Raw genomic sequence first — 22804 nt, forward strand, 5'->3', positions numbered from 1 at the left:
AACCGGCATGGTACATAGTCGTGGCGCTGGCCATCGCTGATGGATAGAAATTTTGCACCTGATCCAGCTTAAATCGGTTTTCCTAGATGTTATTCAAACAGACACTCTATCTTTCCTAGAGCCGGCTAACCTTTGATTCTCCATAGAGTTCTGCCATACCAGGAAATTCATGGCATTTTGCATGTCGAGTTTTTTTACACACAAGCGATAAGTTGACTAAAAAATCAAACAAACTTCATTAAAAACAATATCTTAATGAGAATCCACATTTGGCATGATATTTGATTTGAAATGCGTGCAAAAATGGAGACTGCGTTTCGGGTCTTTGTAGCATACGACAATCAGAATAAGCCTTGTGAGCTTTCGCAATGTTGGACGAATTGTCGTTTACCAAACTTATAACAACATGATGCAGACGTTCATGCAGCCAAATGACCACTCCAGAGTCATACACTGCCAAGTTGGACGCCATAACGGAATATAAAAACATGCAGATGAAAAAAATAAAAAAATGCACTTTAGCGATCGCTGCCCTATTAGCCAGCGCTTCAAGCAGTGCAACAATGATCGAACTGAACTATGACCCAACCCAGTTCGAAGGTGAACAAGGTCAGAACGCACTGGCCGGTTTCCAGGCAGCGGCAAATTTTTGGTCGAACCTGTTTATTGACGATACCGTTATTAATCTGGGAATCAGTTTTGCCGAACTGGATCCGTATGTCATCGGTAGTACGAATTCCAGTAAAGACGCCTATCTTTATCAGGATGTTGCATTGTCGATGATATTGGATGCTACCTCTTCTTTCGACGAGAGTGCTATTTACAGTCTTCCGTGTGAAGATCAAGGCAATGGCTTGTGCAACTTCAGCTTCATTGATCAGGAAAATCTGGGGGCCCCAGAATCACCTGAATTAGATGACGATGGAAGCGCTGACAATGCTTACCTATACCTGACCCAAGCAAACGCAAAAGCGTTGGGTTTAGGTGAAGGTTTTTTTGGTTGGGATGCATTGGATGCACAAATCACCTTCAGTAGCGCATTTGCATTCGATTTCGACCGCACTGACGGCATTGACAGCGATAAAATGGATTTCATTGGCGTTGCCATCCATGAAATTGGTCACGCACTGGGTTTCGTCAGCGGTGTTGATACCTATGACTTCGTCTACAACTCTGGATTGTTCGATCCTGATCAGCCCGACCTGGACGGTTACGCATTGGCTTCGCCGTTAGATCTGTTTCGTTTCTCAGATTACAGCCTGCTGGCTGGCGTGGGTGTGCGCGACTTCGCGCCAATGAATGGTCAGTTCTTCTCTATCGATGGTGGATTAACTGCTTTGGCCCCCTTCTCTACTGGTCGTTTTGGTGGTGATGGTAACCAGGCAAGCCATTTTAAAGACAACTTGGAACTGGGTATTATGGACCCCACATTCGCCTTTGGTGAATTCGGCGATGTTACTTTACTGGATGCCATCGCGTTTGACGTGATTGGATGGGATCTGAATATCCGCAAGGTTCCAGAACCTGGAACACTGGCTCTGTTTGGTATCGCGTTTGCGAGCTTATTTGCCTTACGTCGTAAAAAGGCCTAACAATATCCAACGTGTTAAGAAGCCCGCTTAAAGCGGGCTTTTTATTTTGTGCTGGCTAGATATGCTTTTTTCGTTAAGTAAAACATTAGCCTCGCCTCGGTACTCTAAAAATGAGCTAGCGCTATATCCATCAGACTAAGAAAAACCTAATACAGCAAGCAATAGCATTAAAAGGAATTACTATAAGAGAGTTAGCAACCTAAAACACGTCACCATTGCCCCTGCTGAATGGCAAAATCAAGATGGCACGACAAGTGACTTTTGTGATTGAACGGTACTAATTAGAGGCATCTCCACCTCACATAAACGGCTCAAACCAGATGCAAACAGCCACATGATATGCGGCTGCTTGTTTAACGTCCGGCACGACTTCCAGCAGGTTTACCTTTGCCGTTAGGTTTACGACCATTTCCTGTTGGTCTGGCTGGGCCGCTATCCCGGCGGGACTGTCCAGCTTCAGTTTTACCATCGGCTTTCTTGCCTGATTTTCCCTTCCATTTAGGTTGCGGAGGCAGACCGGTATGTTTGGTCAATGCCCGCTCGCCGGGACGAGCCTTTTTGACGCCCTGACGCTTTTCATCAGCACTTTCCGGTGGCACCAGGTGTTGTGGGCCACGTCCAATCAAGTCTTCACGCCCCATTCGGCGCAGCAACTCACGAATTTGCGCAAAGTTCTTCGGATCGTGGTAACGCAACATGGCTTTGTGCAGGCGACGATGAATTTCACCTTTGGCAGAGAACACCTCTTCACTGTCTTTACTGACCTTTTTCAGCGAGTTCACGCCGGTATGGTACATAGTCGTGGCGCTGGCCATCGGTGATGGATAGAAATTTTGCACCTGATCAAGCTTAAAACGGTTTTCCTTCAGCCAGATAGCCAGGCTGAGCATATCCTCATCACTGGTGCCCGGATGGGATGCGATAAAATACGGAATCAAATACTGCTTTTTACCGGCTTCAGCCGAGTACTTATCAAATAATTCTTTAAAACGGTAATAACTGCCCATGCCCGGCTTCATCATTTTGGATAAGGGGCCATCTTCGGTATGTTCCGGGGCAATTTTGAGGTAGCCACCTACGTGATGCAGGGCCAACTCTTTCACATACTCAGGATCTTCTACCGCCAGGTCATAACGCACACCGGAGGCGATCAGGATCTTTTTGATACCAGGCAGATTGCGGGCACGGCGATACAGATCGATGGTCGGTTTATGGTCAGTATCCATGTGCGCGCAAATGCTCGGATAAACGCAACTTGGACGACGACAGGTAGCTTCGGCTTTCGGGCTCTTGCAGCGCAGACGGTACATGTTCGCGGTCGGGCCACCCAAGTCAGAAATCACACCGGTAAAGCCCGGCACGGTATCGCGGATTTGTTCAATCTCACGAATAATCGAGTCTTCTGAGCGACTTTGAATAATCCGTCCTTCGTGTTCGGTAATCGAACAAAATGAGCAACCACCATAACAACCACGCATGATGTTGATTGAGAAACGAATCATGTCGTAGGCCGGAATTTTGGCATCGCCATAAGCCGGATGCGGTACCCGCTGATATGGCAGGTCAAAGACCCCATCCATTTCCTCGGTTTCCAGCGGCATCGCCGGTGGATTAATCCAAATATGGCGATCTCCATGGCGTTGCATCAGGGCGCGCGCGCAGCCTGGGTTGACTTCCTGGTGCAGAATCCGTGAGGTATGGGCATACAACATCTTGTTGTCGCGTACCGTTTCATACGCCGGTAACTTAACGTACACCATTTCCCAGGGTTTACGGCGCTCCGCTGGCTGGATTACGATGGGTTGCGCTTCAGGCGCCTCGCTATTTTGTGCGTCGCCATCGGCTTTATCGCATTCAGGCTCCATCACATACGGATTGGGAATAGGGTCAATTTTACCGGGACGGTCAAGGGAGGTTGAGTCCACCCCCTGCCATTCAGGTAGCGCCTGTTTTACGATGATCGCGGTGCCACGCACATCACGGATATCCGCAATATTTTCACCCGCGGCCAGGCGATGGGTTACTTCCACCAGTGGGCGCTCCGCATTGCCAAACATCAGCATATCCGCCTTGGCATCAAACAACACCGAACGACGAACTTTTTCCGACCAATAATCGTAGTGGGCAATACGGCGCAGACTGGCCTCGATGCCGCCAATAATAATCGGCACATCTTTATATGCCTCACGACAACGCTGAGAGTAAACCGTCACGGCGCGATCCGGTCGCTTGCCGCCGACATTACCCGGGGTGTAGGCATCGTCATGACGCAGTTTCTTATCCGCCGTATAGCGGTTGATCATCGAGTCCATATTGCCGGCAGTGACACCAAAATACAGATTCGGTTTACCCAAACGCATAAAGTCATCTTTATTGCTCCAGTCAGGCTGGGCAATGATCCCCACCCGAAAGCCGTGGGCCTCCAGTACACGGCCAATAACCGCCATACCAAAGCTGGGATGATCCACATAGGCGTCACCCGTCACCAGAATGATGTCGCAGCTATCCCAGCCCAGTTCATTCATCTCTTCCCGGCTCATGGGCAAAAATGGCGCTGCTCCATAGCAGTGTGCCCAGTATTTTGGATAGGAAAATAAGCCGCGGTCGGCTTTGATGGTGGCTTGCATGGACATGGGGTACCTCTGTGTTGGGCGCATATTATACAAGGCTTCACAGACGCACGCGAATTGAATCGTTAGCTCACAATAAGTGACAGGCGCTAATACTCATGGACAGAATCTAAAGGGACAAATAAGTCATTGCCCCTGCTAGATTTTTATTCGTAGCGCAGCGCCTCAATCGGGCTCAAACGGGATGCTTTTAATGCCGGTAGCATGCCGAAGGTTACCCCGACTAATGTGCAAAATCCCATGCCAAACAACGCCCATTCGAACGGGATCGTGGCCTGCATATTGGTCATCGCCGAAAGCATATTACCCAATAGAAACCCAATCAGAATCCCAATCAAACCGCCGACGTTACACAGTACAATGGCTTCGAGCAGGAACTGGGTGAGGATATTATGGCGTTTCGCCCCCAGCGATTTGCGGATGCCGATCTCCTTGGTACGTTCGGTCACCGATACCAGCATGATATTCATAATGCCGACACCGGCCACAATCAGGGCGATGGCCCCCATAACAAACGCGCCGATTTTTACCGGTCGGGTGTTCTCATTAAACTGATCGATTTGGCTCAGACTGGTGAAATAATAAAAATTATCCTCTTCCGAGTGTTTCAGGTTACGGATACGGCGCAGCACCTGGCGCGTCTCTTCAATCGCATCGTCCAGCAATTCCGGTTGCTTGGCGTGGATGGTTACGTTGGCTGAACGCTCAAACCCGCGACCATCGACCGTGCCGTAAATGTCGGTATAAGTGGTTCCCGGAATCAACGCCATGGTCTCATAGGGGCCGCCAAATGCGGATTCCTTCGGAATAAATGTCCCAACAATTTCATATTTACGACCGTCGATGCGGACAATCTGGCCGATGGGATCACTAAACGGAAACAATTCATTAGCCAGCGCATTGCCCAACACGGCAACACGTCGATGAGCGCGCATATCCATGCGCGAAATATTGCGCCCGTTGGCAATAAAGTGGGTGTTGTTTTCCGCATATTCGGGCGAGCCACCACACAACACCACCATAGGTTCGGTGCTATAGCCGTTGAAGGTCGCGACTTTGCCGCCATCCCAGAACTCAGTGCCGACGAAATCCACCGAATCTACCTGTTCGCGGATGGCCTGTGCCTCGTCCAGCGTTACCGCCGGCCATTTCATTGCCTTACGACGTTGTTCCTCACTGGTAAAGCCGTTCGGCCATTTCTGCACCTGAAATGTCTGGGTGCCTAACACTGTCATTTCTTTTTCCATGGTCTTTTGCACCACGGAAATCGCTGTCATTACGCCAATAATCGAGGCCACCCCGAGAATGATGCCAAACAGGGTTAAGCCAGAGCGCAGCTTGTTACTGCCAATGGCACTTAACGACATCACAAAAGTATCTAAAAATCGCATAGTGATTACTCGTATCTTAATGCATCAATGGGGTTAAGACGTGCGCCGCGCCAGGCTGGCACAAAGCCGGCAAGAATACCCACCAGCATGGAAATAATCAGTGCCGCCGCAATAATCACCGGAGACAAACTAGCTGGGATCAAAAACTGATTTACCAATGCGGTAATTCCCGCAGCAATTAGCAATCCGACGGCGCCGCCAATCAGACAAATCATCTGCGACTCAAACAGGAACTGCATAAGAATATTGCGCCGCTTCGCGCCAATGGCTTTACGAATACCTATCTCACGGGTGCGCTCAGTGACGGACACAAACATAATATTCATCACGCCTACCCCGCCCACGAACAGCGACACGCTGGTAATTGCCAACCCAACCGCGACAACCACCCCCATAATATTGTTGTAAGCATCCAGCAGGTTATTCAGCTTATTGATGGAGAAATTATCTTCTTCGATGGGTTTGAGGCCGCGAATTTTGCGCATCTCACCAATGACTTCATATTCAAAATCCTGCATCGCATCCGGCGACGGCGCTTTAATCGCTATATCCACATTACTGCGGCCGCCACTGTTGCCAAACACTGAGGTATAGGTGGTGATCGGAATAAACACCTGACGGTCGAAATTGGGGCCACCAAACACACTTCCGCCCTGCTTTTCCATCACGCCCACGACCTGAAACTTATACATACCCAGCTTAATATCCCGCCCTACCGGATCGAAATCCCCGAACAGATTTTCAGCAATCTCTGCACCGATGACTGCGACCCTGCGTTTGTAATCCACATCAAATGGCATCAGGAAACGTCCTGTTTCCGGTAGCATGGTCGCAACGATCACCTGCTTTTCGGTGGTGCCAATAACCCTGGCATTTTCGGCAATTTTCGACTCGTACTTGATGCTGGTATTGGTCCCCATGCTTGGGTTGACCACGCCTTTACCGAACAGCCGATCCTGCAGCTTTTGCGCCTCGTCCATCGTGATCGCTGGGCGATTACGAAAACGAAACCAGGGGCCGTTTTGCACCCACGGGCGCTGAGACACGTAGATCACATCCGACCCCACTGCCGCAAAGGACTCGCGAAAAGAAATTTGCAATCCATTGGCAGCGGTCATCGTAGTAATGACCGCAACGATACCGATGATGATTCCAAGTGCCGTCAGCGTACCGCGCGCTTTATTGGCAACCATGGCACTAGTGGCAATTTTTAGTGCTTCATTGATTTCACTGAAGAGGCTCATGGGTGTTTACCCCGCAATCGCTTCAGGCATTTGCAGCCGTTTTGGCGTTTGTAAGCGATCGCTCTCAATCACACCATCTTTGAGCCTCACTACTCGCTCGGCATGCTCTGCGATATCGTCCTCGTGGGTGACCAGCACGATGGTGTGCCCCTTGCTGTGCAACTCATCCATCAGTGCCATGATTTCCAGCCCGGTCTGGGTATCCAGGTTACCGGTAGGCTCATCGGCAAGAATAATCGAAGGGTTACACACCAGTGCGCGGGCAATCGCGACCCGCTGGCGTTGACCTCCGGATAATTCGTTGGGTTTGTGATCCTTGCGTGAGCTGAGTCCTACTGCGTCCAATGCCTTATTGGTCAGTACCTTGCGCTCTGCTTTCGGAACCCCTTTATATATCAAAGGCAGTTCCACATTGCTGAAAATGCTAACCCGTGGCACCAGATTGAATGTTTGGAAGACAAACCCGATTCGCTCATTACGTATGATAGCGAGCTCATCTTCACTCAAGGTTTCCACCGCCTGCCCATCCAACAGGTACTGGCCTGAGCTGGGTATATCCAAACAGCCAATCATATTCATCAGAGTGGACTTGCCTGAGCCAGATGGCCCCATTATCGCCACATATTCGCCGCGGCAAATCGACAGGCTCACCCCACGTAACGCATGTACTTCCTGATCACCCATCTGATAAGTACGGGTGATGCTGCGAATATCCAGAATTGTGTCCGGCTTAGTCATATCAGGCACCTTTTGTTTGAACATCGGTACCATTTTTCAGATCACGGGAAATGGCGCGGTAGCTACCTGTCACGACCTGCTCGCCTTCCTGCACACCCTCAACGATTTCAATCAGACTGTCACTTTGAATGCCAGTGGTCACCTGACGTGCAACGGATTTGCCGTTTTCAATCACCCACACCATTTCGACAAACCCGTCTTTACCGGCAGCATAGGTCTTGCCGTCAGTTTTAAGCTGCTCCTCAGTGCGTACGGTTACAGACTGCAATGGCACGCTGACTGCCGCCTCACGGGTATCCACTACCACATCGGCACTGGCGGTCATGCCAGGGCGCAGCTTAGATACATCACCAGTCAACGCGATGGTAACTTCGAATTCGGTCTTTTGGTTGGCATTGCCGGCAGGCTGGTCGATGGCCGAACTTGCAATTTCACTGACATACCCAGACAACTTTTGCCCCAGCAACGCATCGACTTCAATTTCTGCATTCTGATTCAGCGCAATGGCGACGATATCGTTCTCATCAACTTTAACCAGCGCCTCCATCTCGTTCAGGTTGGCGATAATCATGATCACGTCTTCCTGAAACTGCGAACCAATGGCGATTTCGCCCTGTTCTTTGTTTAATTTGGAAATGGTGCCGGACATTGGCGCGTAAATCGTGGTTTTTGACAGGGCATCCTGAGCTTGTTTCAGTGAACCTCGGGCCTGCTCGACCCTTTCCAGGCTGGCTTGATAGCTGGCTGACTGAACCTGATATTCCGCATCGGCATTATCCAGTACAGATTGAGATTCAAGGTTGTTCGCCACCAGCTCCTTCGCGCGTTTAAGCGTTCTTGCTGCCTGATTCACTTTTTCTTTTACCAGTAGCGACTCAGACTGAGCGGTACGCACAGCAGCTTCTGCACTTTCCACGCTGGCCACATAGCGTTCCCGATCCAATTCCACCAGAAACTGGCCTTTCTCAACCCAATCGCCCTCTTTCACACTTAAGCGCGTGATTTTGGCACTCACATCGGCGCTGATGTTGACCTGAGTCTTGGGTTGAATTTTACCTGTCGCAGCAACTTTCTGGACAATTTTAGCCCGCTCGACCTGGCTCACTTCTACTTCCATGCCCGGTTTGTCCTGCTGGCTTGACTTAGATGCCCAAACGGCACCTGCTCCGGCAAAGACGATGACTAATGCAATAATTAACTTGGTTTTCATGCTCTGTTCCTGCAACGCTGACCTGATAACAGGTTTTTAACCTAATCCTGTTAGTTCAGCTTATGTCACAGGTTGTAAGAATGTTCGCTAAGTGGGCGGATAATGTGTGTAGATTGGTAACAAAGTGCGTCAACAGACACACTTTGCAGGCACAATTGCGAGCTACGTCAAATGCTTAGCCCCGTTTCCAACTTCATCAGAAACAGGGCACTAAATTATCTGTCGTGTTTACTATGCTTTAGACTAAGAAGCCACAAACACCTGATTCCGGCCGGTGTCTTTCGCCGCGTACAACACGTTATCAGCGCGCACCAGCAACTCATCAATATGGGAGGAAGTGGCCAGGTGGGCTAAGCCGATGCTGGTAGATAATTTAACTTCGCCTTTTTCACAGCGCAGTTCAATTTGTGTGGTGGCAATACGTAATTGTTCGGCTAACTTCTCGGCATCCTGAGTATCACGACAGGTTAACAACACGAACTCTTCGCCACCAAGACGGGCAAACACATCATTCGCACGGATGTATTGTTTTACCGTTTGAGTAAATAATTTGAGGGCATCATCACCAGTTTTATGGCCAAAACGATCATTAATGCTTTTAAACTTATCCAGATCAAACATCATCAGGCTCACATTAAGCCCGTCGTTATTGGCTTTCTCAACTGATGCAGTCGCTTTTAAAAAGAAGCTACGGCGGTTACAAATACCGGTTAACGGATCGGTTTGGGCGTCACGCTCCGCGCGTCGTTTCGCCACCTCAAGTTCAGCAGTACGAAATGCCACTTCCCGCTCCAGATTGACGGCTTCATGTTCAAGATGACGAGCGTAGCGATACTCCACCTCTTCTTTCTGCTTACGCAACTGAAAGACCTGCATGCCCATGGCAAACATAATCACCACGACCTCAGAGAATGACGCCACTGGCGGCCAGTAGTAATTAATCAGGTTATGCTCAATCCACCCCAGATCCCGTAATGCCTGACTGAACAAACCGGCCATGAGCAATCCCCAGCCCAGCGCAAACACCGCTGCCTGTGGCGTGCCCTGACGCCAGCGAATCAGCGCCGCAATAAAATTAATCGGGTACAGCAACATCGCCACGGTAATACACAATACCGCCATCAATTTGATTTTCAGCAGTGCCGCCAGAATCAGCAATGCACTATTGGCCATCATTATCTGCAGCAGACAGTCGATTTTTGGTACATGCCGTCTGGTTTCAAGAAACACCCGGGTAAACCATATACCGAATAAAATGCTGCTTCCCCCCGCCAATGACATGTAATTCCAGTCAAAATTGTCGGTAACAAAGAATCGATGTCCAACCCCGGTAATCATGCCCCAGGCAAACACTTTGGAGACGGAATACGCACTGTAGATATAGAAATAGCGGATACCTGTGCTAACCCCCGTCACCAGAGCAAACAGCGCCATGACCACACAGCCACCCGCTAAAAATGCCAACAATCCCACTTCCCGGGAAGATTGTTGCGCGAATGCATCTGGCGACCATAAGCGCAGGTTAGGAAAAATAAAACCTTGTCCGTCAGAACCCAAACGCACTAATACCCAGTTTGTTTGCTTGGGCTCGAAGGTAATCTCGGCGGCAAACCTGTGATGCGCCAATTGCCTTGTCGAAAAAGACTGTGTTAATGACAAATATGCCTGCAGCGAATAATTGCCTTGTTTCTCACTGGCGGTATACAGGGTGAAGTCGATTAGTTGATGATCCACATATTCCAGCACCAACTGGCGTGTATCTGTAAGGTCATTGTTGACTTGTGCCAACACCCAAATCGCCCCTTTTTGCAGCCCTTGTGAGTGATAAACTTTAGGTTGGAGAAAGCGATTATCGCTCAATGCGACCAGTGCATCAGACAAGGTTGCCTGATCACTTTCGTCATGCCATTGCAGATAGTATGGTGCCAGTCGTTGCCCTTCCTGCAAATCAGACAGTAAAAAAGGTAGAACACTTGTATTTTCACTTTGTAACGGCTGGCTTTTGGACGGTAACGTGAAAAGCACCAGACAGGATAACAACAGCAAAACACAACGCTTAAAACAACTGACACTCAACAACACAGAAACGACGCCTACAACCACTACAGGTCTGAGATCTTACCAGTTATACAAAGGTATGAAATGAGTTACTTTAAACCCGGCATGTAACCCGCTGTTTTTGCTGTAAATTGAATTTGTAGCGAAATGTAGCAAGAAAATATTAAGCCATTTCAGTGATTTATACTGAAAAACTTAAACGAATTAGATATTGAAATACATACCATTGAGTTTGTATTTAATGATCTGAAAATAGAAGATCTACTTTCGTCCGCACAACACGTTAAGAACTGCATTGACTCTGTTTTCAACACTGCCGCTGACAACAATATGTGGAATATTGTGCCCGGCCAGATACTCGCGGTTGAACTGCTGGAACTCTTCACGATTGGCATCGCCGGAGCGCTCCCAGGTATCATCGTAGGGAATATCATTCTCACACAACACCACCAGCTCATAGCGTTGCCAGCAGGCATGTGCCATCCGCGTCAATTCCGGTAGCGCACCATTGTGGTAATGCAATGCGAAATGCCAGGTGGTGAACGCATTGGTATCACATAACAACACGCCATTGGCCTGTTTGGCATAATCGTCCTCCCATTGCTCCTGCACTTGGGCGATGTGCAATAACTGCTCAGGTGATAAGCGCCGCTCAACCTGATGTTCTAACCAATAATCACGGCCGTACTCGGGTACCCAAACCGTCTCCAGCTGCGCGGCAAGCTGCCGGCATAACGTGGATTTACCCGTGGAGGGGGCGCCAAGAAAGACAATTTTTTTCAGCATGGATGAGTGCGTCGGATTATCACAAACAAAAACGGCCGGCGATTATACACGGTAATGACTGTCTTGCACTGCAGCCTGTTGCCATTGACGTAACCCCAGCACAGACATCACCAGGAAACACACATACAGAAGGGTGGTGGGATACAGCCCTTTTTGCACGTAAATGCCGATGGCGACAATATCCACCACAATCCATAACCACCAGTTAAGCAGTCGTTTGTGGGATAACAGATACTGCGCCATTAAACTGGCACAGGTAATAAAGGCATCCATATAGGGAAAATCTGCCGGGGTAAAATTTGCCATCACGCTGCCAAGAATCGCGGCAGACACAACAACCAACAAAGGCGCTGCGATCCATTCCCAACTGCCACCACGCACAACCTTTACGTGCCCATGATCATCCTGTCCGGATTGCCACCAAATCATAAAGCCATAAAACTGGAAGAACATATAAAACACATGCAGCGCGGCTTCAGAAAACAGTTTAGCCTGCCAGAAAATCCACACGTACAAGCTTACCTGCACCAGCCCGAAGGCAAAGTTCCAGATGCTGCGTTTAATCAGCAAAAATACACATAAAAAGCCAGCCACTGTCGCCAGCCATTCGATAGGAGATGCACCGGCAAAGCCGGTTAACCAGTCATTTAGCGTCATTATTATTCATTTTAGTGCCCTATTCGCGCCACTATACCCCATGCAGCCGACAATGCGTAACGGCACTGACCAGAAGACCTGAGTTGCACGGCGCTAACAGAGTTCAGTATTCTGTCAGGCCTCACACCTTATTGCTTTGGAACCATCTTGGCCGCCACCTCCCGGTTTTCCATTACGTCTCATCCAGTCGTGCTAACCATGCTGGCTATGCTGGCATTTGCCGGGAATTCACTGTTATGCCGTCAGGCGCTCGCGGGTACGTCCATTGATCCGTTGAGTTTTACCCTCATACGCTTGTGTAGTGGCGCAATCGTCTTGACGCTTGTGCTTCGGTTGACTTCGTCACAATCATCACCGCGCGGCTCGTTAAAAATGGCACTCGCCCTGTTGGGCTATGCATTAGGATTTTCGCTGGCCTATGTGCAATTGAGCGCAGCCACTGGCGCGTTGATTTTATTTGCTGCGGTGCAAGTATGCATGCTTAGCGTGGGGTTGTGGCAAGGAGACAAATTCACCACGCCGCAATGGGGTGGCTTTTTTACCGCCATGGCCGGGCTAATTTACTTGCTTATGCCGGGTGTGAGTGCACCACCGGTATTACCGGCGGCATTGATGTCGGTTGCTGGAATATGTTGGGGATTTTATTCGCTGTGGGGCAAACAAGCCGGTCAACCTCTTGCTACCACCACGGGCAACTTTTTATTGGCAGCACCAATTAGTTTGCTTGCTCTTTGCATACCCGGCATGGCACCAGACTGGGATTGGCAGGGCGTTATGTTTGCTGTGCTGTCTGGCGCCCTGACCTCAGGCCTGGGGTATGCCATCTGGTATCACGCCCTCGCCTATCTGCAACCCACCAGCGCCGCAACCATTCAACTTTCTGTGCCGGTAATTACCGCAATCCTGGGGGTTATGCTCCTGGCTGAGCCATTAACCCCACGCCTGATATTGTCCGCAGTTGCCATCCTTGGCGGTATTTTATTGGTGATCCGCTGTAAATAATCTCCATGCTAGGGTGCATCACCGGGAATGTCCCATTGATCGACTACGGCGTCTTCATATTGGTAAGCCAACTCGCCGCCGGAGAACTCCATCACAGTCACCGCGTACTCTACTTCTACCCGAAACTTTTGATTGGCGATATTGCGGCGATCATATGTGGGGGCCGAATACGACAGCAGCCGGCCATTGTACCAATCCGCCAGAATCGGATAGTGAGTCTGACCAAACAGATCCTCCGGTGACACCTCCACCGCTTCGCCATCACAGTTAATCTGCTCAAGACGGACTAACCACAATTGATTGTCTTTAAGTTGCCACTGGGAGCGATAGCTATTGTTCCAGCGCCGGCAGCCAGTGGGATCTTCAAACATCTGCCTGATTTGTTCTGGCGGCAGGAAATCCTCTAAAGGATCATAGTAGGCTTGCAAGTCTTCGGTGCTTTCACCTTGGCTTCTTTGAATATCAAACGTTGGAGGCCGGCCGCATGCCAGACTCACCGTACTGCCAATCATTAGTGTACTCGCCAACAAAATGCTCGTTTTCATGCTTTTCTCCCGTAGTTTCAATACATTAACGAGAGAAACTGCCCCATCGGGGTTAGTTTATCCGCAGAAAAACAACAGGATAGTCACGGCTTACCCGGAGGCTTTCAACAGAGATATCCACAAGCGGACTCAGGATTTATGCCACTCGAGCAGCATATTGTTGGCAGGCATCCCGTGACGCTTTTGCAGATTTAGTCCGAAGGGTTCAGCCCAGCTGATGAGTTCTGCAATATCACGGATCCCCCCCATCCCCTGCCCCCGCAATGCGGCATCAAAAGTGGCATTGCTATCGCTGGTAAACCTACCATCCACATTGAATGGCCCGTATTGGCAGAATACGCCTCCGTTGGGCAGATGTTGTGCCACCAGCTGCATCATCAGCTGCACTCTGTCTGGCAACATGATATGTGCGGTATTGGCGGTGAATACCCCATCCACCTGACATGGGAATGTATCCTGGCCAATAGTGAAGCTAAGGGGTTTGCGTAGATTGTCGCTGGGGTATTCATCAATCCATTGATGAATACCCCTGTGGTTAACTGGCATATCTGACGTTTGCCAAACCAGATGGGGTAAGCGAGGTGCAAAATACACGCTGTGCTGGCCCGTACCTGAGCCGATTTCCAGAATCTTTTTGCGCGAGACAAATGCCTCGCGCAGTATTGCGAGTATCGGTTCCTGATTGTTTTCACAGGCCTGACTAAAGGGCTTTACCATCAGAGATTGAGATTCGGAGCCAGCCATTTTTTGGCTGTCGTGACGTCCCAACCTTTACGCGTTGCATAATCCTGTAACTGATCTTGTTGGATCTGCGCAACAGCGAAATAGCGGGACTGCGGGTGGGCAAAATACCAACCAGACACAGACGCCCCCGGCCACATAGCGTAACTTTCCGTGAGCTTCATGCCGATGCGTTGTTCTACATCCAACAAGTCCCAAATAGCCTGCTTCTCTGTGTGTTCAGGACAAGCCGCATAGCCGGGCGCCGGGCGAATACCCTGATATTTTTCACGTATGAGATCCTCGTTATTCAACGCTTCATCCGCAGCATACCCCCAGATGTCCTTGCGCACCCTTTCATGCAAATATTCTGCAAACGCTTCAGCCAAGCGATCTGCCACCGCTTTGACCATGATTGCATGATAATCATCGTGCGCGGCCGTGTATTTTGCCGCCAGTTCATCTTCGCCAATCCCACCCGTGACGGCAAATGCCCCGATATAATCGGCGATACCGGTCTCTTTTGCTGCAACAAAGTCACTCAGGCAGTAGTTGGCCGCGTTGGATTTTTCAGTCTGCTGACGCAAGTGATGCGACACGCAAAGCACCTGTTTGCGACTCTCATCGGCGTAGATTTCGATATCATCACCGTGTCGATTGGCAGCAAACAGCCCAACTACGCCCTTAGCCACAATATCACCGCTTTGCAGCAGACTATCCAGCATCGCATTGGCGTCGGCAAACAGCTTTTGCGCCTCTTCACCCACCACTTCATCCTGCAAAATACGCGGATATTTACCGGCTAAAGACCAGGTCAGGAAAAACGGGGTCCAGTCGATATAATCGCGCAGCGTAGCGATATCGACCTCTACCTGCTGCACGCCCAAACGCTTAGGTGTGACGGGCGTATAATCAGTGAAATCAGGCTTAAAGCTGTTTTCCCTCGCCTGTTGTAACGTCACCGGTGCAGTGCGCGGCTTTTTGCGCACATGCTGGAGCCGCACAGTCTCGTACTCAGCCTTTAACTCAGTGTGATATGCCGCGCGGTTGACAGGATTGAGTAATTTTTGGCACACCCCGACCGCTCGGGAGGCATTGGGTACATACACGGTTGGATGGGCATAGTGCTGCTCGATTTTCACCGCGGTATGGGCCTTTGATGTGGTAGCCCCACCAATCAGTAATGGCAAATCAAAGCCCTGACGCTGCATCTCTTTGGCCACATGCACCATTTCATCCAGCGACGGTGTGATCAGGCCAGATAAGCCAATCATATCCACATTCTGCTCGCGGGCAGTTTGCAAAATTTTCTCACAGGGCACCATCACGCCCAGATCAATAATTTCGAAGTTATTGCACTGCAGCACCACGCCGACGATATTTTTGCCAATATCATGTACATCGCCCTTTACCGTAGCGAGCAGAATTTTGCCATTGCTGCTACCGGCGGCCTTTTCTTTCTCGATGTACGGTTCCAGATAAGCCACTGCACGCTTCATTACCCGTGCGGATTTAACCACTTGCGGCAGAAACATTTTTCCTTCGCCAAACAAATCACCGACCACATTCATGCCGTCCATCAGCGGCCCTTCAATCACGTGCAGTGGACGTTCGGCGGCCTGGCGTGCTGCTTCGGTGTCTTCTTCAATAAAATCAGTAATGCCTTTGACCAGCGCATGCTCCAGCCGTTTATTGACTGGCCAGCTACGCCATTCCTGGCTTTCTTTCGCGATTTCTTTACCATCGCCCTGATATTTCGGCGCGATTTCCAGTAACCGGTCGGTCGCATCATCACGGCGATTGAGAATGACGTCTTCTACCGCATCGCGCAGTTCCACAGGAATATCATCGTACACCGCCAACTGACCCGCGTTGACGATGGCCATGTCCATGCCCGCCTGGATTGCGTGATATAAAAATACCGAGTGCATTGCCTCGCGCACCGGATTGTTACCACGGAATGAAAACGACACATTAGATAAACCGCCGGATACCGAGGCATAGGGTAAATGCTGTTTGATCAGGCGCGTCGCTTCTATAAAATCCAGCGCATAGGCATTGTGCTCTTCAATACCGGTGGCGACCGCAAAGATATTAGGATCGAAGATAATATCTTCCGGCGCAAATCCCACCTGCTCGAGCAGCAGATCATAACTGCGTTTACAGATGGCAAAGCGGCGTTCAACCGTATCGGCCTGACCTTTTTCATCAAACGCCATCACAACCGCGGCGGCACCATAGCGCTTGAGTAATTTTGCCTGACGCAGGAACGGCTCTTCACCTTCTTTCAGGCTGATGGAGTTAACAATGGCTTTCCCCTGAATACATTTCAGTCCGGCCTCGATTACCGACCACTTAGACGAGTCGATCATAATCGGCACACGGCTGATATCCGGCTCTGAGGCAATGAGATTCAGGAAGCGCACCATAGCCGCTTCTGAGTCGAGCATCGCCTCATCCATGTTGATATCAATTATCTGTGCGCCGTTTTCTACCTGCTGGCGCGCCACATCCAAAGCTGCTTCATAATCCTCATTGAGGATCAATTTCTTAAACACAGCAGAGCCGGTGACATTGGTACGCTCACCGACATTAATAAAATTCTGACTGGCCTGACTCATGTCGCCTCCTAATGCACAAACGGCTCAAGTCCGGCCAGGCGCATTTTGCGCGCTGGCGTGGGAATTTTTCTGGGCGCAATGCCATAAATGACATCAGCCATCGCACGAATATGTGCCGGCGTTGTGCCACAGCAGCCGCCCACAATATTCAACAGGCCAGATTCTGCCCATTCACGGATATGGCCGGCCATCTCCTGAGCATCCAAATCGTATTCGCCGAATTCATTTGGCAAACCGGCATTAGGGTGTGCCGATACCGCACACTCCGCGACTTCACTAACGTCAGCCACATACTGACGCAATAAATCGGGTCCCAAAGCGCAATTCAGACCAAAGCTCACCGGATTGGCATGGCGCAGAGAATAATAAAAGGCCTCATCCGTTTGCCCCGATAACGTGCGCCCGGAAGCGTCGGTAATCGTGCCGGAGATCATCACCGGCAGTGTTTTACCCAATCGTTCAAACACTTCCTGCACAGCGAAAACCGCCGCCTTGGCATTTAGTGTATCGAAGATGGTTTCAATCAGGATGATATCTGCCCCGCCTTCGATCAAGCCTTCAGTGGCTTGCTGATAGGCCTGATTGAGTTGGTCAAAACTGACATTTCGATAACCCGGATCATTCACATCCGGCGATATCGATGCGGTACGGTTGGTAGGCCCTAACACCCCGGCGACAAATCGCGGTTTACGGGGCGTGCTGAATTTGTCCGCAGCACGTCTGGCGACCTGTGCTGCGGCAACATTAATCTCATAGGCCAATTCCTGCATGTCGTAGTCGGCCATGGAGATGGTTGTCGCATTAAAACTATTGGTTTCGATAATATCGGCGCCCGCTTCCAGATAGGCGCAATGAATTGCTTCGATAATCTGCGGCTGAGTCAGCACCAGCAGGTCATTATTGCCTTTAACGTCAGAATGCCAGTCTTTAAATCGCTCTCCGCGATAATCCGCCTCGCTGAGTTTGTACTGCTGAATCATGGTTCCCATGGCACCATCGAGCAGCAAAATGCGTTGTAGTAGCGCGTCACGTAATTGTTGTTCGGCAGACACCTTATTACCTCGTCAAGCCAGCGTGGTCAGGTCAAACGGCGTAACCTGATACACATAATAGTTGAGCCAGTTGGTATACAGCAGCGTACCATGGGCACGCCAGGTTACCAGTGGTGTTTGGGTTGGATCATCATCAGGATAGTAATGCAGTGGAATAGCAGGATTGAGGTCTGCGGCCAAATCCCTGCGATACTCTTGATCCAATGTTTCAGGGTCGTATTCCGGATGCCCGGTCACAAACACCATACGCTTGTCATGAGAAGCAGCAATGTAAGCGCCCACTTCCTCGCTACCCGCCAAAATGTTTAATCCGGCGTTTTGATAATCCTGCACGGCAATATGGCCAAAGCGAGAATGGGGTGCGAAGAACCGCCCATCAAACCCGCGCATCAGTTCATCGGTGGGCTGATAGACATCGTGGGGATAGACTCCCGATAATTTATCTTCACGCAACGCACGATTCACACCGAAAAAATGGTACATCGCCGCATGTGCTGCCCAGCATAAAAACATCGTAGACTGCACATGTTTTTTCGCCCAGTCCATTACCTGCTGCATCTTCGGCCAGTACTTCACATCCTCATAGTCCAGCAGAGCCAGAGGCGCGCCGGTGACGATCAGTCCATCGTATTTCTTGTGCTCGATATCTTCGAACTGATGGTAGAAGGTATCCATATGTGCCGCAGGGGTGTTTTTCGGCGCCTGACTATCAATACGGATCAAATCGATGTTGATCTGTAATGGGGTATTGGACAGCAGTCGCAGAATCTGCACTTCGGTCTCAATTTTATTTGGCATTAAATTCAAAATGCCCACTTCCAGCGGACGAATGTCCTGATGGATGGCCCGCTGGTCGTCCATCACGAAGATGTTCTCATCACTTAATACGGAAAGTGCCGGTAGTTCACCGGGAATACGAATTGGCATGTCGCCCTCATCATAACGGATCGAAACAATCCGCTTATCTTGCCAGTCTGCCAGTCAAAGTCAACATCTTTACGTCTAGACGTCTAAACGTTCATTTACTTCTGAGATAGCCTTTTTACTGAGTTCAGTGTTAAAACTAATTTTGTACCTATTAAGCACAAACAAGGATTTATACATGATCGGTTATGTCACCCTTGGCACCAAAGACTTAAACCGTGCCGCAGAATTTTACGATGCACTACTCAGTGAGTTGGGTTGCGGGCGCTTTATGGAAGATCCCGGCAAATTTATTGCCTGGGCAAACCCGGCTAACCCCAAAGGGGCTGGTCTGGGAATTACCTATCCGTTTAACGGTGAGGCCATGACAGTTGGCAATGGTGTAATGGTTGCCCTTGAAGCCAAAGATACCGATACCGTGGACAAGGTTTACCACAAGGCGCTTGAGCTTGGTGGCACCTGTGAGGGGAAACCCGGCGAACGTTTTCCCGGATTCTATGCAGGATAGTTTCGTGATTTAGACGGTAATAAGCTCAATGTATTTATTATGACTCAAGCTTAAATTTACTATCCGGGTGGCTCAGCCGAGCTACCCAAAATAATTAAAGGCACAAAACTTGCTGTTTTTAATTATGGCGTCTCGCCTGTTGTACCCCATGGTTTCGTTGTAGCCGTACTCAAACCAGCAAATAAAAAATATAACCTAATCAATTCAATTGGTTAGCATGAAAATTCAAGCGTGAAGCTGAATTTCCGTACTAATCAAATGGCCACGATGGAAGCTGGCTTATGCTCACGGCACTGTTATTTTCGTCAACTATTTTGACAACTTCACTTCTGGTCAACCCAGAAGCGCTTCATCAATTTGCGCTGTCTATATGGCCCGCACAAATCGTATTAATTGCGATTGCCGGCTTAACCCTGCGCTATCTGTTTGTCGGTGATGATGGCAGATGGCCAGCGTGGATTTTGGCACTGTTTTTCTGTTTAAGCGGCATCAGTATGTTCTGGTTGCACGAAGCGCACAGTACCTCTGTCATCGCATTATTTGGCTTGCTGTTTATCCTGCAGGGGCTGCTGTGGCTGTTAAGCGCGTCACAGACAGATATTATCCCGGCGAATAGCCATATATTTAGCCGCATAGGCATGGCGGGCTGCATGCTGAGCGTATTCGGCCCCTTATTTATTGCGCCCTTTTTAGACCATGCCTGGTGGATGGTCGGTATCGCTGGACTCGCCCCGACCCCCACCAGTCTGCTGGGGCTAAGTGCATTATTCTTGTTAGAGGGTCGCTTACGCTGGCGTTTATCACCCATTCCTTTTGCCTGGATCATCTACCATGGCTATGTATGCTTTGAAGCCAATTCAATGACGTGGTTTATCCTGCCACTAGTTGCCATCTCATTGATGCTATTGATGTTTTTTGAATATTTGAATTACTGGCGAATCCCCGAATCTGATTGACAAATGCGGTGATAGCACGTTACAACCTAGCCCTATTTCATACAGGAGTGGTCTGAATCATGGGAAGTTTATTGGACTCAGTGTTTACCTATCAAATCGCGCTTTTCGTGCTCGTCGTCGTTATTCTGAAGAGCTCGATGAAGTTTGTGCCGCAAAATCGCGCCTTCATTATTGAGCGTTTCGGCAAATACAACCGCACCTTAGAAGCGGGCTTGAATTTCATTGTGCCGTTCATTGATACGGTCAGCTATGACCGTTCCCTGAAAGAGCAGGCCATCGACGTGCCCAGTCAGGGCGCGATCACCAGAGACAATATCAGTCTGACCGTTGATGGCGTGTTGTATTTAAAGGTGCTTGATCCATACAAAGCGTCATACGGGGTGGAGGATTATACCTTCGCCGTGACGCAATTAGCGCAAACCACTATGCGTAGCGAAATCGGTAAAATGGAGTTGGATAAAACCTTTGAAGAGCGTGATGCGCTGAATATCAATATCGTTAACTCCATTAACGAAGCCGCACAGCCCTGGGGCGTGCAGGTGTTACGTTACGAAATCAAAGACATCGTGCCACCCCAATCTGTGATGGAAGCGATGGAGCGTCAGATGAAAGCGGAGCGTGAAAAACGCGCTAAGATTCTGGAGTCCGAAGGTGACCGCCAGGCCGCGATAAACGTAGCGGAAGGTCAGAAGCAGTCTATCGTGCTTGCCGCCGAAGCCGACAAAGAGCAGCAAATCCTTAAAGCCGAAGGTGAGGCAAGCGCAATCATTCGCGTTGCCGAAGCCAAAGCAGAAGCCTTAGCCAAAGTCGGTGAAGTCGCCAACACCTCTGAGGGTGGCAAAGCGATTGAGCTTGATCTGGCGACACTGGCAATTGCAGCGAAAGAAGCCATCGCAAAACAGTCATCTGTCGTGTTATTGCCCGATAGTGCGACCGACATCAGCAATGTTGTGAGTCAGGCCACCGCAGTGTGGAAGAAGCTCACTAAGGAGTCCTAATGCTGGAATTTTTCCACAATAATCTGGCCGAGTTCTTTATTGCGCTAGGCATTCTGCTGATGGCCATTGAAGCCGGCATCATGGGCTTTGCTACTCTTTTCCTGTTTTTTATTGGCGCAGGTGCCTTACTAACGGGTATAGCGATGAACTTAGGTTGGGTCGCGTATGACTGGACCAGTGCGTTCATCTCCCTAGCGGTGATTTCAGCAGTTATCACTGCGGCCCTGTGGAAGCCAATGAAAAACCTGCAAAATCAAACAGACGATCCTGCTAAACCACACTCAGATTTTGTTGGTGTGGAGTTTGATTTAACCAGCGAACTATCCAGTAAGCAGGTGTCCAGTTACAAATATTCCGGCATATTATGGGCCGTTCGAGCCGGTGTGCCGATTCCGGAAACCCTGCCCAGCGGCACGAAAGTGCGCGTTGTCTCTGTTGAAGTGGGCACGCTGTACGTCGCCCCTGCCGAATAAACCAACAACCAGTGGCAAATTTAACCAGATTTGCCACTGGTCATACCCCTGAATCTGTTGTTTTACATGCATTTTTTAGCGCTTCCGTTATGCTATAGGGCTACACCTTAATACGCTAACAAGTGGTTAGATTTAGCTCCTCATGACACAACAGAAAAAACGTCCGTTATACATTCATCATGCCGGTCCGGCACTGCTCGAAACACCGCTACTGAATAAAGGCAGTGCATTTACCCGTGACGAGCGGGCTGCGTTCAATCTAACCGGCTTATTACCGCCACGTTTTGAAACGCTGGAGGATCAAGTAAGACGGGCGTATATGCAGTACAGTAGTTTCGAAGAGCCAATCAATAAGCACATCTATTTGCGCGGCATCCAGGACTCCAACGAAACCCTGTTCCATGCTTTGTTGCAGCAACATCTGGAAGAGATGATGCCGATCATCTATACGCCAATTGTTGGTGAGGCCTGCGAGCGATTTTCTGATATCTATCGCAGCAATCGTGGTTTGTTTATTGCCTATTCTGAGCGGGAATATATCGATGACATTCTGCGTAACGCCACCAAACAAAAAGTTAAAGTCATCGTTGTGACTGATGGCGAACGTATTCTTGGTTTGGGCGATCAGGGTATCGGCGGTATGGGGATCCCAATCGGTAAACTTTCTTTGTATACCGCCTGCGGCGGGATCAGCCCCGC

General features: G+C 49.6%; 19 protein-coding genes and 2 pseudogenes. 7 read left to right on the top strand and 14 right to left on the bottom strand.

Features of this window, described 5'->3' with window-relative positions; translation table 11 throughout:
• A pseudogene (locus tag TK45_RS16455) lies at positions 1-82 on the bottom strand (DUF3362 domain-containing protein); the annotation flags it as partial.
• Between the two features lie 481 nt (positions 83-563).
• Here TK45_RS16455 and TK45_RS04810 point away from each other — a divergent pair.
• Complete coding sequence (locus tag TK45_RS04810) at positions 564-1592, top strand: NF038122 family metalloprotease (RefSeq protein ID WP_165490703.1); 1029 nt, start codon at positions 564-566, stop codon at positions 1590-1592.
• Positions 1593-1945: 353 nt separating this feature from the next.
• Here the strand turns inward: TK45_RS04810 and TK45_RS04815 are convergent, their stop codons facing one another.
• From TK45_RS04815 to pnuC, 8 genes are all read right to left on the bottom strand, one after another.
• Positions 1946-4219, bottom strand: a complete 2274-nt coding sequence (locus TK45_RS04815) for a YgiQ family radical SAM protein (protein WP_131257520.1) — start codon at positions 4217-4219, stop codon at positions 1946-1948.
• Between the two features lie 149 nt (positions 4220-4368).
• Positions 4369-5613, bottom strand: coding sequence for an ABC transporter permease (locus tag TK45_RS04820; RefSeq protein ID WP_131257505.1), 1245 nt, complete (start codon positions 5611-5613; stop codon positions 4369-4371).
• Positions 5614-5618: 5 nt separating this feature from the next.
• Positions 5619-6857 carry an ABC transporter permease gene (locus TK45_RS04825; RefSeq protein WP_131257506.1) on the bottom strand — a complete coding sequence of 413 codons (1239 nt, stop codon included), beginning with the start codon at positions 6855-6857 and terminating at the stop codon, positions 5619-5621.
• A 6-nt stretch (positions 6858-6863) separates the two neighbouring features.
• Positions 6864-7595: an ABC transporter ATP-binding protein gene (locus TK45_RS04830; protein ID WP_131257507.1), complete on the bottom strand. Its 732-nt coding sequence runs from the start codon at positions 7593-7595 to the stop codon at positions 6864-6866.
• A gap of 1 nt (position 7596) precedes the next feature.
• Positions 7597-8805, bottom strand: a complete 1209-nt coding sequence (locus TK45_RS04835; protein ID WP_131257508.1) for an efflux RND transporter periplasmic adaptor subunit — start codon at positions 8803-8805, stop codon at positions 7597-7599.
• Positions 8806-9048: 243 nt separating this feature from the next.
• Positions 9049-10851 carry a diguanylate cyclase gene (locus TK45_RS04840; RefSeq protein ID WP_165490704.1) on the bottom strand — a complete coding sequence of 601 codons (1803 nt, stop codon included), beginning with the start codon at positions 10849-10851 and terminating at the stop codon, positions 9049-9051.
• 273 nt (positions 10852-11124) lie between these two features.
• Positions 11125-11649, bottom strand: a complete 525-nt coding sequence (locus tag TK45_RS04845) for an AAA family ATPase (RefSeq protein WP_131257510.1) — start codon at positions 11647-11649, stop codon at positions 11125-11127.
• Between the two features lie 42 nt (positions 11650-11691).
• Positions 11692-12306, bottom strand: a complete 615-nt coding sequence (pnuC, locus tag TK45_RS04850) for a nicotinamide riboside transporter PnuC (RefSeq protein WP_131257511.1) — start codon at positions 12304-12306, stop codon at positions 11692-11694.
• A 147-nt stretch (positions 12307-12453) separates the two neighbouring features.
• Between pnuC and TK45_RS04855 the strand changes: the two genes are divergently transcribed.
• A complete protein-coding gene (locus TK45_RS04855) occupies positions 12454-13308 on the top strand; it encodes a DMT family transporter (RefSeq protein WP_254426542.1) in 855 nt (284 codons plus the stop codon).
• Positions 13309-13316: 8 nt separating this feature from the next.
• Here TK45_RS04855 and TK45_RS04860 read toward each other — a convergent pair whose 3' ends face one another.
• The 5 genes from TK45_RS04860 to metA form a co-directional block, all read right to left on the bottom strand.
• Positions 13317-13853 carry a hypothetical protein gene (locus TK45_RS04860; protein ID WP_131257512.1) on the bottom strand — a complete coding sequence of 179 codons (537 nt, stop codon included), beginning with the start codon at positions 13851-13853 and terminating at the stop codon, positions 13317-13319.
• 129 nt (positions 13854-13982) lie between these two features.
• On the bottom strand, positions 13983-14597 hold the full coding sequence (locus TK45_RS04865; RefSeq protein WP_254426543.1) for a DUF938 domain-containing protein: 615 nt from the start codon (positions 14595-14597) through the stop codon (positions 13983-13985).
• Positions 14570-17194, bottom strand: a complete 2625-nt coding sequence (gene metH / locus TK45_RS04870; protein ID WP_131257513.1) for a methionine synthase — start codon at positions 17192-17194, stop codon at positions 14570-14572. The genes TK45_RS04865 and metH overlap by 28 nt, the downstream gene beginning before the upstream one ends.
• An 8-nt stretch (positions 17195-17202) precedes the next feature.
• Positions 17203-18246, bottom strand: coding sequence for a homocysteine S-methyltransferase family protein (locus tag TK45_RS04875; protein WP_254426544.1), 1044 nt, complete (start codon positions 18244-18246; stop codon positions 17203-17205).
• Between the two features lie 12 nt (positions 18247-18258).
• Entirely contained in the window at positions 18259-19173 is a 915-nt protein-coding gene (gene metA / locus TK45_RS04880) for a homoserine O-succinyltransferase (RefSeq protein WP_131257514.1), read from the bottom strand.
• 175 nt (positions 19174-19348) lie between these two features.
• Between metA and TK45_RS04885 the strand changes: the two genes are divergently transcribed.
• From TK45_RS04885 to TK45_RS04905, 5 genes and pseudogenes are all read left to right on the top strand, one after another.
• A complete protein-coding gene (locus TK45_RS04885; RefSeq protein WP_131257515.1) occupies positions 19349-19678 on the top strand; it encodes a VOC family protein in 330 nt (109 codons plus the stop codon).
• 314 nt (positions 19679-19992) lie between these two features.
• Complete coding sequence (locus TK45_RS04890; RefSeq protein WP_131257516.1) at positions 19993-20634, top strand: hypothetical protein; 642 nt, start codon at positions 19993-19995, stop codon at positions 20632-20634.
• 59 nt (positions 20635-20693) lie between these two features.
• Positions 20694-21632: a slipin family protein gene (locus TK45_RS04895; protein ID WP_131257517.1), complete on the top strand. Its 939-nt coding sequence runs from the start codon at positions 20694-20696 to the stop codon at positions 21630-21632.
• Complete coding sequence (locus tag TK45_RS04900) at positions 21632-22105, top strand: NfeD family protein (RefSeq protein WP_131257518.1); 474 nt, start codon at positions 21632-21634, stop codon at positions 22103-22105. The genes TK45_RS04895 and TK45_RS04900 overlap by 1 nt, the downstream gene beginning before the upstream one ends.
• Before the next feature lie 142 nt (positions 22106-22247).
• Positions 22248-22804: pseudogene (locus tag TK45_RS04905) on the top strand (NAD-dependent malic enzyme); the annotation flags it as partial.

The organism is Bowmanella sp. JS7-9 (assembly GCF_004329715.1).
In the GTDB taxonomy this organism is placed as follows: domain Bacteria; phylum Pseudomonadota; class Gammaproteobacteria; order Enterobacterales; family Alteromonadaceae; genus Pseudobowmanella; species Pseudobowmanella zhangzhouensis.

Coding starts and splice junctions, on each gene's coding strand:
- metH (WP_131257513.1), bottom strand. CDS start 17,194: ATGAGTCAGGCCAGTCAGAATTTTATTAATGTCGGTGAGCGTACCAAT.
- TK45_RS04900 (WP_131257518.1), top strand. CDS start 21,632: ATGCTGGAATTTTTCCACAATAATCTGGCCGAGTTCTTTATTGCGCTA.
- TK45_RS04860 (WP_131257512.1), bottom strand. CDS start 13,853: ATGAAAACGAGCATTTTGTTGGCGAGTACACTAATGATTGGCAGTACG.
- pnuC (WP_131257511.1), bottom strand. CDS start 12,306: ATGACGCTAAATGACTGGTTAACCGGCTTTGCCGGTGCATCTCCTATC.
- TK45_RS04825 (WP_131257506.1), bottom strand. CDS start 6,857: ATGAGCCTCTTCAGTGAAATCAATGAAGCACTAAAAATTGCCACTAGT.
- TK45_RS04835 (WP_131257508.1), bottom strand. CDS start 8,805: ATGAAAACCAAGTTAATTATTGCATTAGTCATCGTCTTTGCCGGAGCA.
- TK45_RS04885 (WP_131257515.1), top strand. CDS start 19,349: ATGATCGGTTATGTCACCCTTGGCACCAAAGACTTAAACCGTGCCGCA.
- TK45_RS04895 (WP_131257517.1), top strand. CDS start 20,694: ATGGGAAGTTTATTGGACTCAGTGTTTACCTATCAAATCGCGCTTTTC.
- TK45_RS04815 (WP_131257520.1), bottom strand. CDS start 4,219: ATGCAAGCCACCATCAAAGCCGACCGCGGCTTATTTTCCTATCCAAAA.
- TK45_RS04820 (WP_131257505.1), bottom strand. CDS start 5,613: ATGCGATTTTTAGATACTTTTGTGATGTCGTTAAGTGCCATTGGCAGT.
- TK45_RS04845 (WP_131257510.1), bottom strand. CDS start 11,649: ATGCTGAAAAAAATTGTCTTTCTTGGCGCCCCCTCCACGGGTAAATCC.
- TK45_RS04830 (WP_131257507.1), bottom strand. CDS start 7,595: ATGACTAAGCCGGACACAATTCTGGATATTCGCAGCATCACCCGTACT.
- TK45_RS04865 (WP_254426543.1), bottom strand. CDS start 14,597: ATGGCTGGCTCCGAATCTCAATCTCTGATGGTAAAGCCCTTTAGTCAG.
- metA (WP_131257514.1), bottom strand. CDS start 19,173: ATGCCAATTCGTATTCCCGGTGAACTACCGGCACTTTCCGTATTAAGT.
- TK45_RS04810 (WP_165490703.1), top strand. CDS start 564: ATGATCGAACTGAACTATGACCCAACCCAGTTCGAAGGTGAACAAGGT.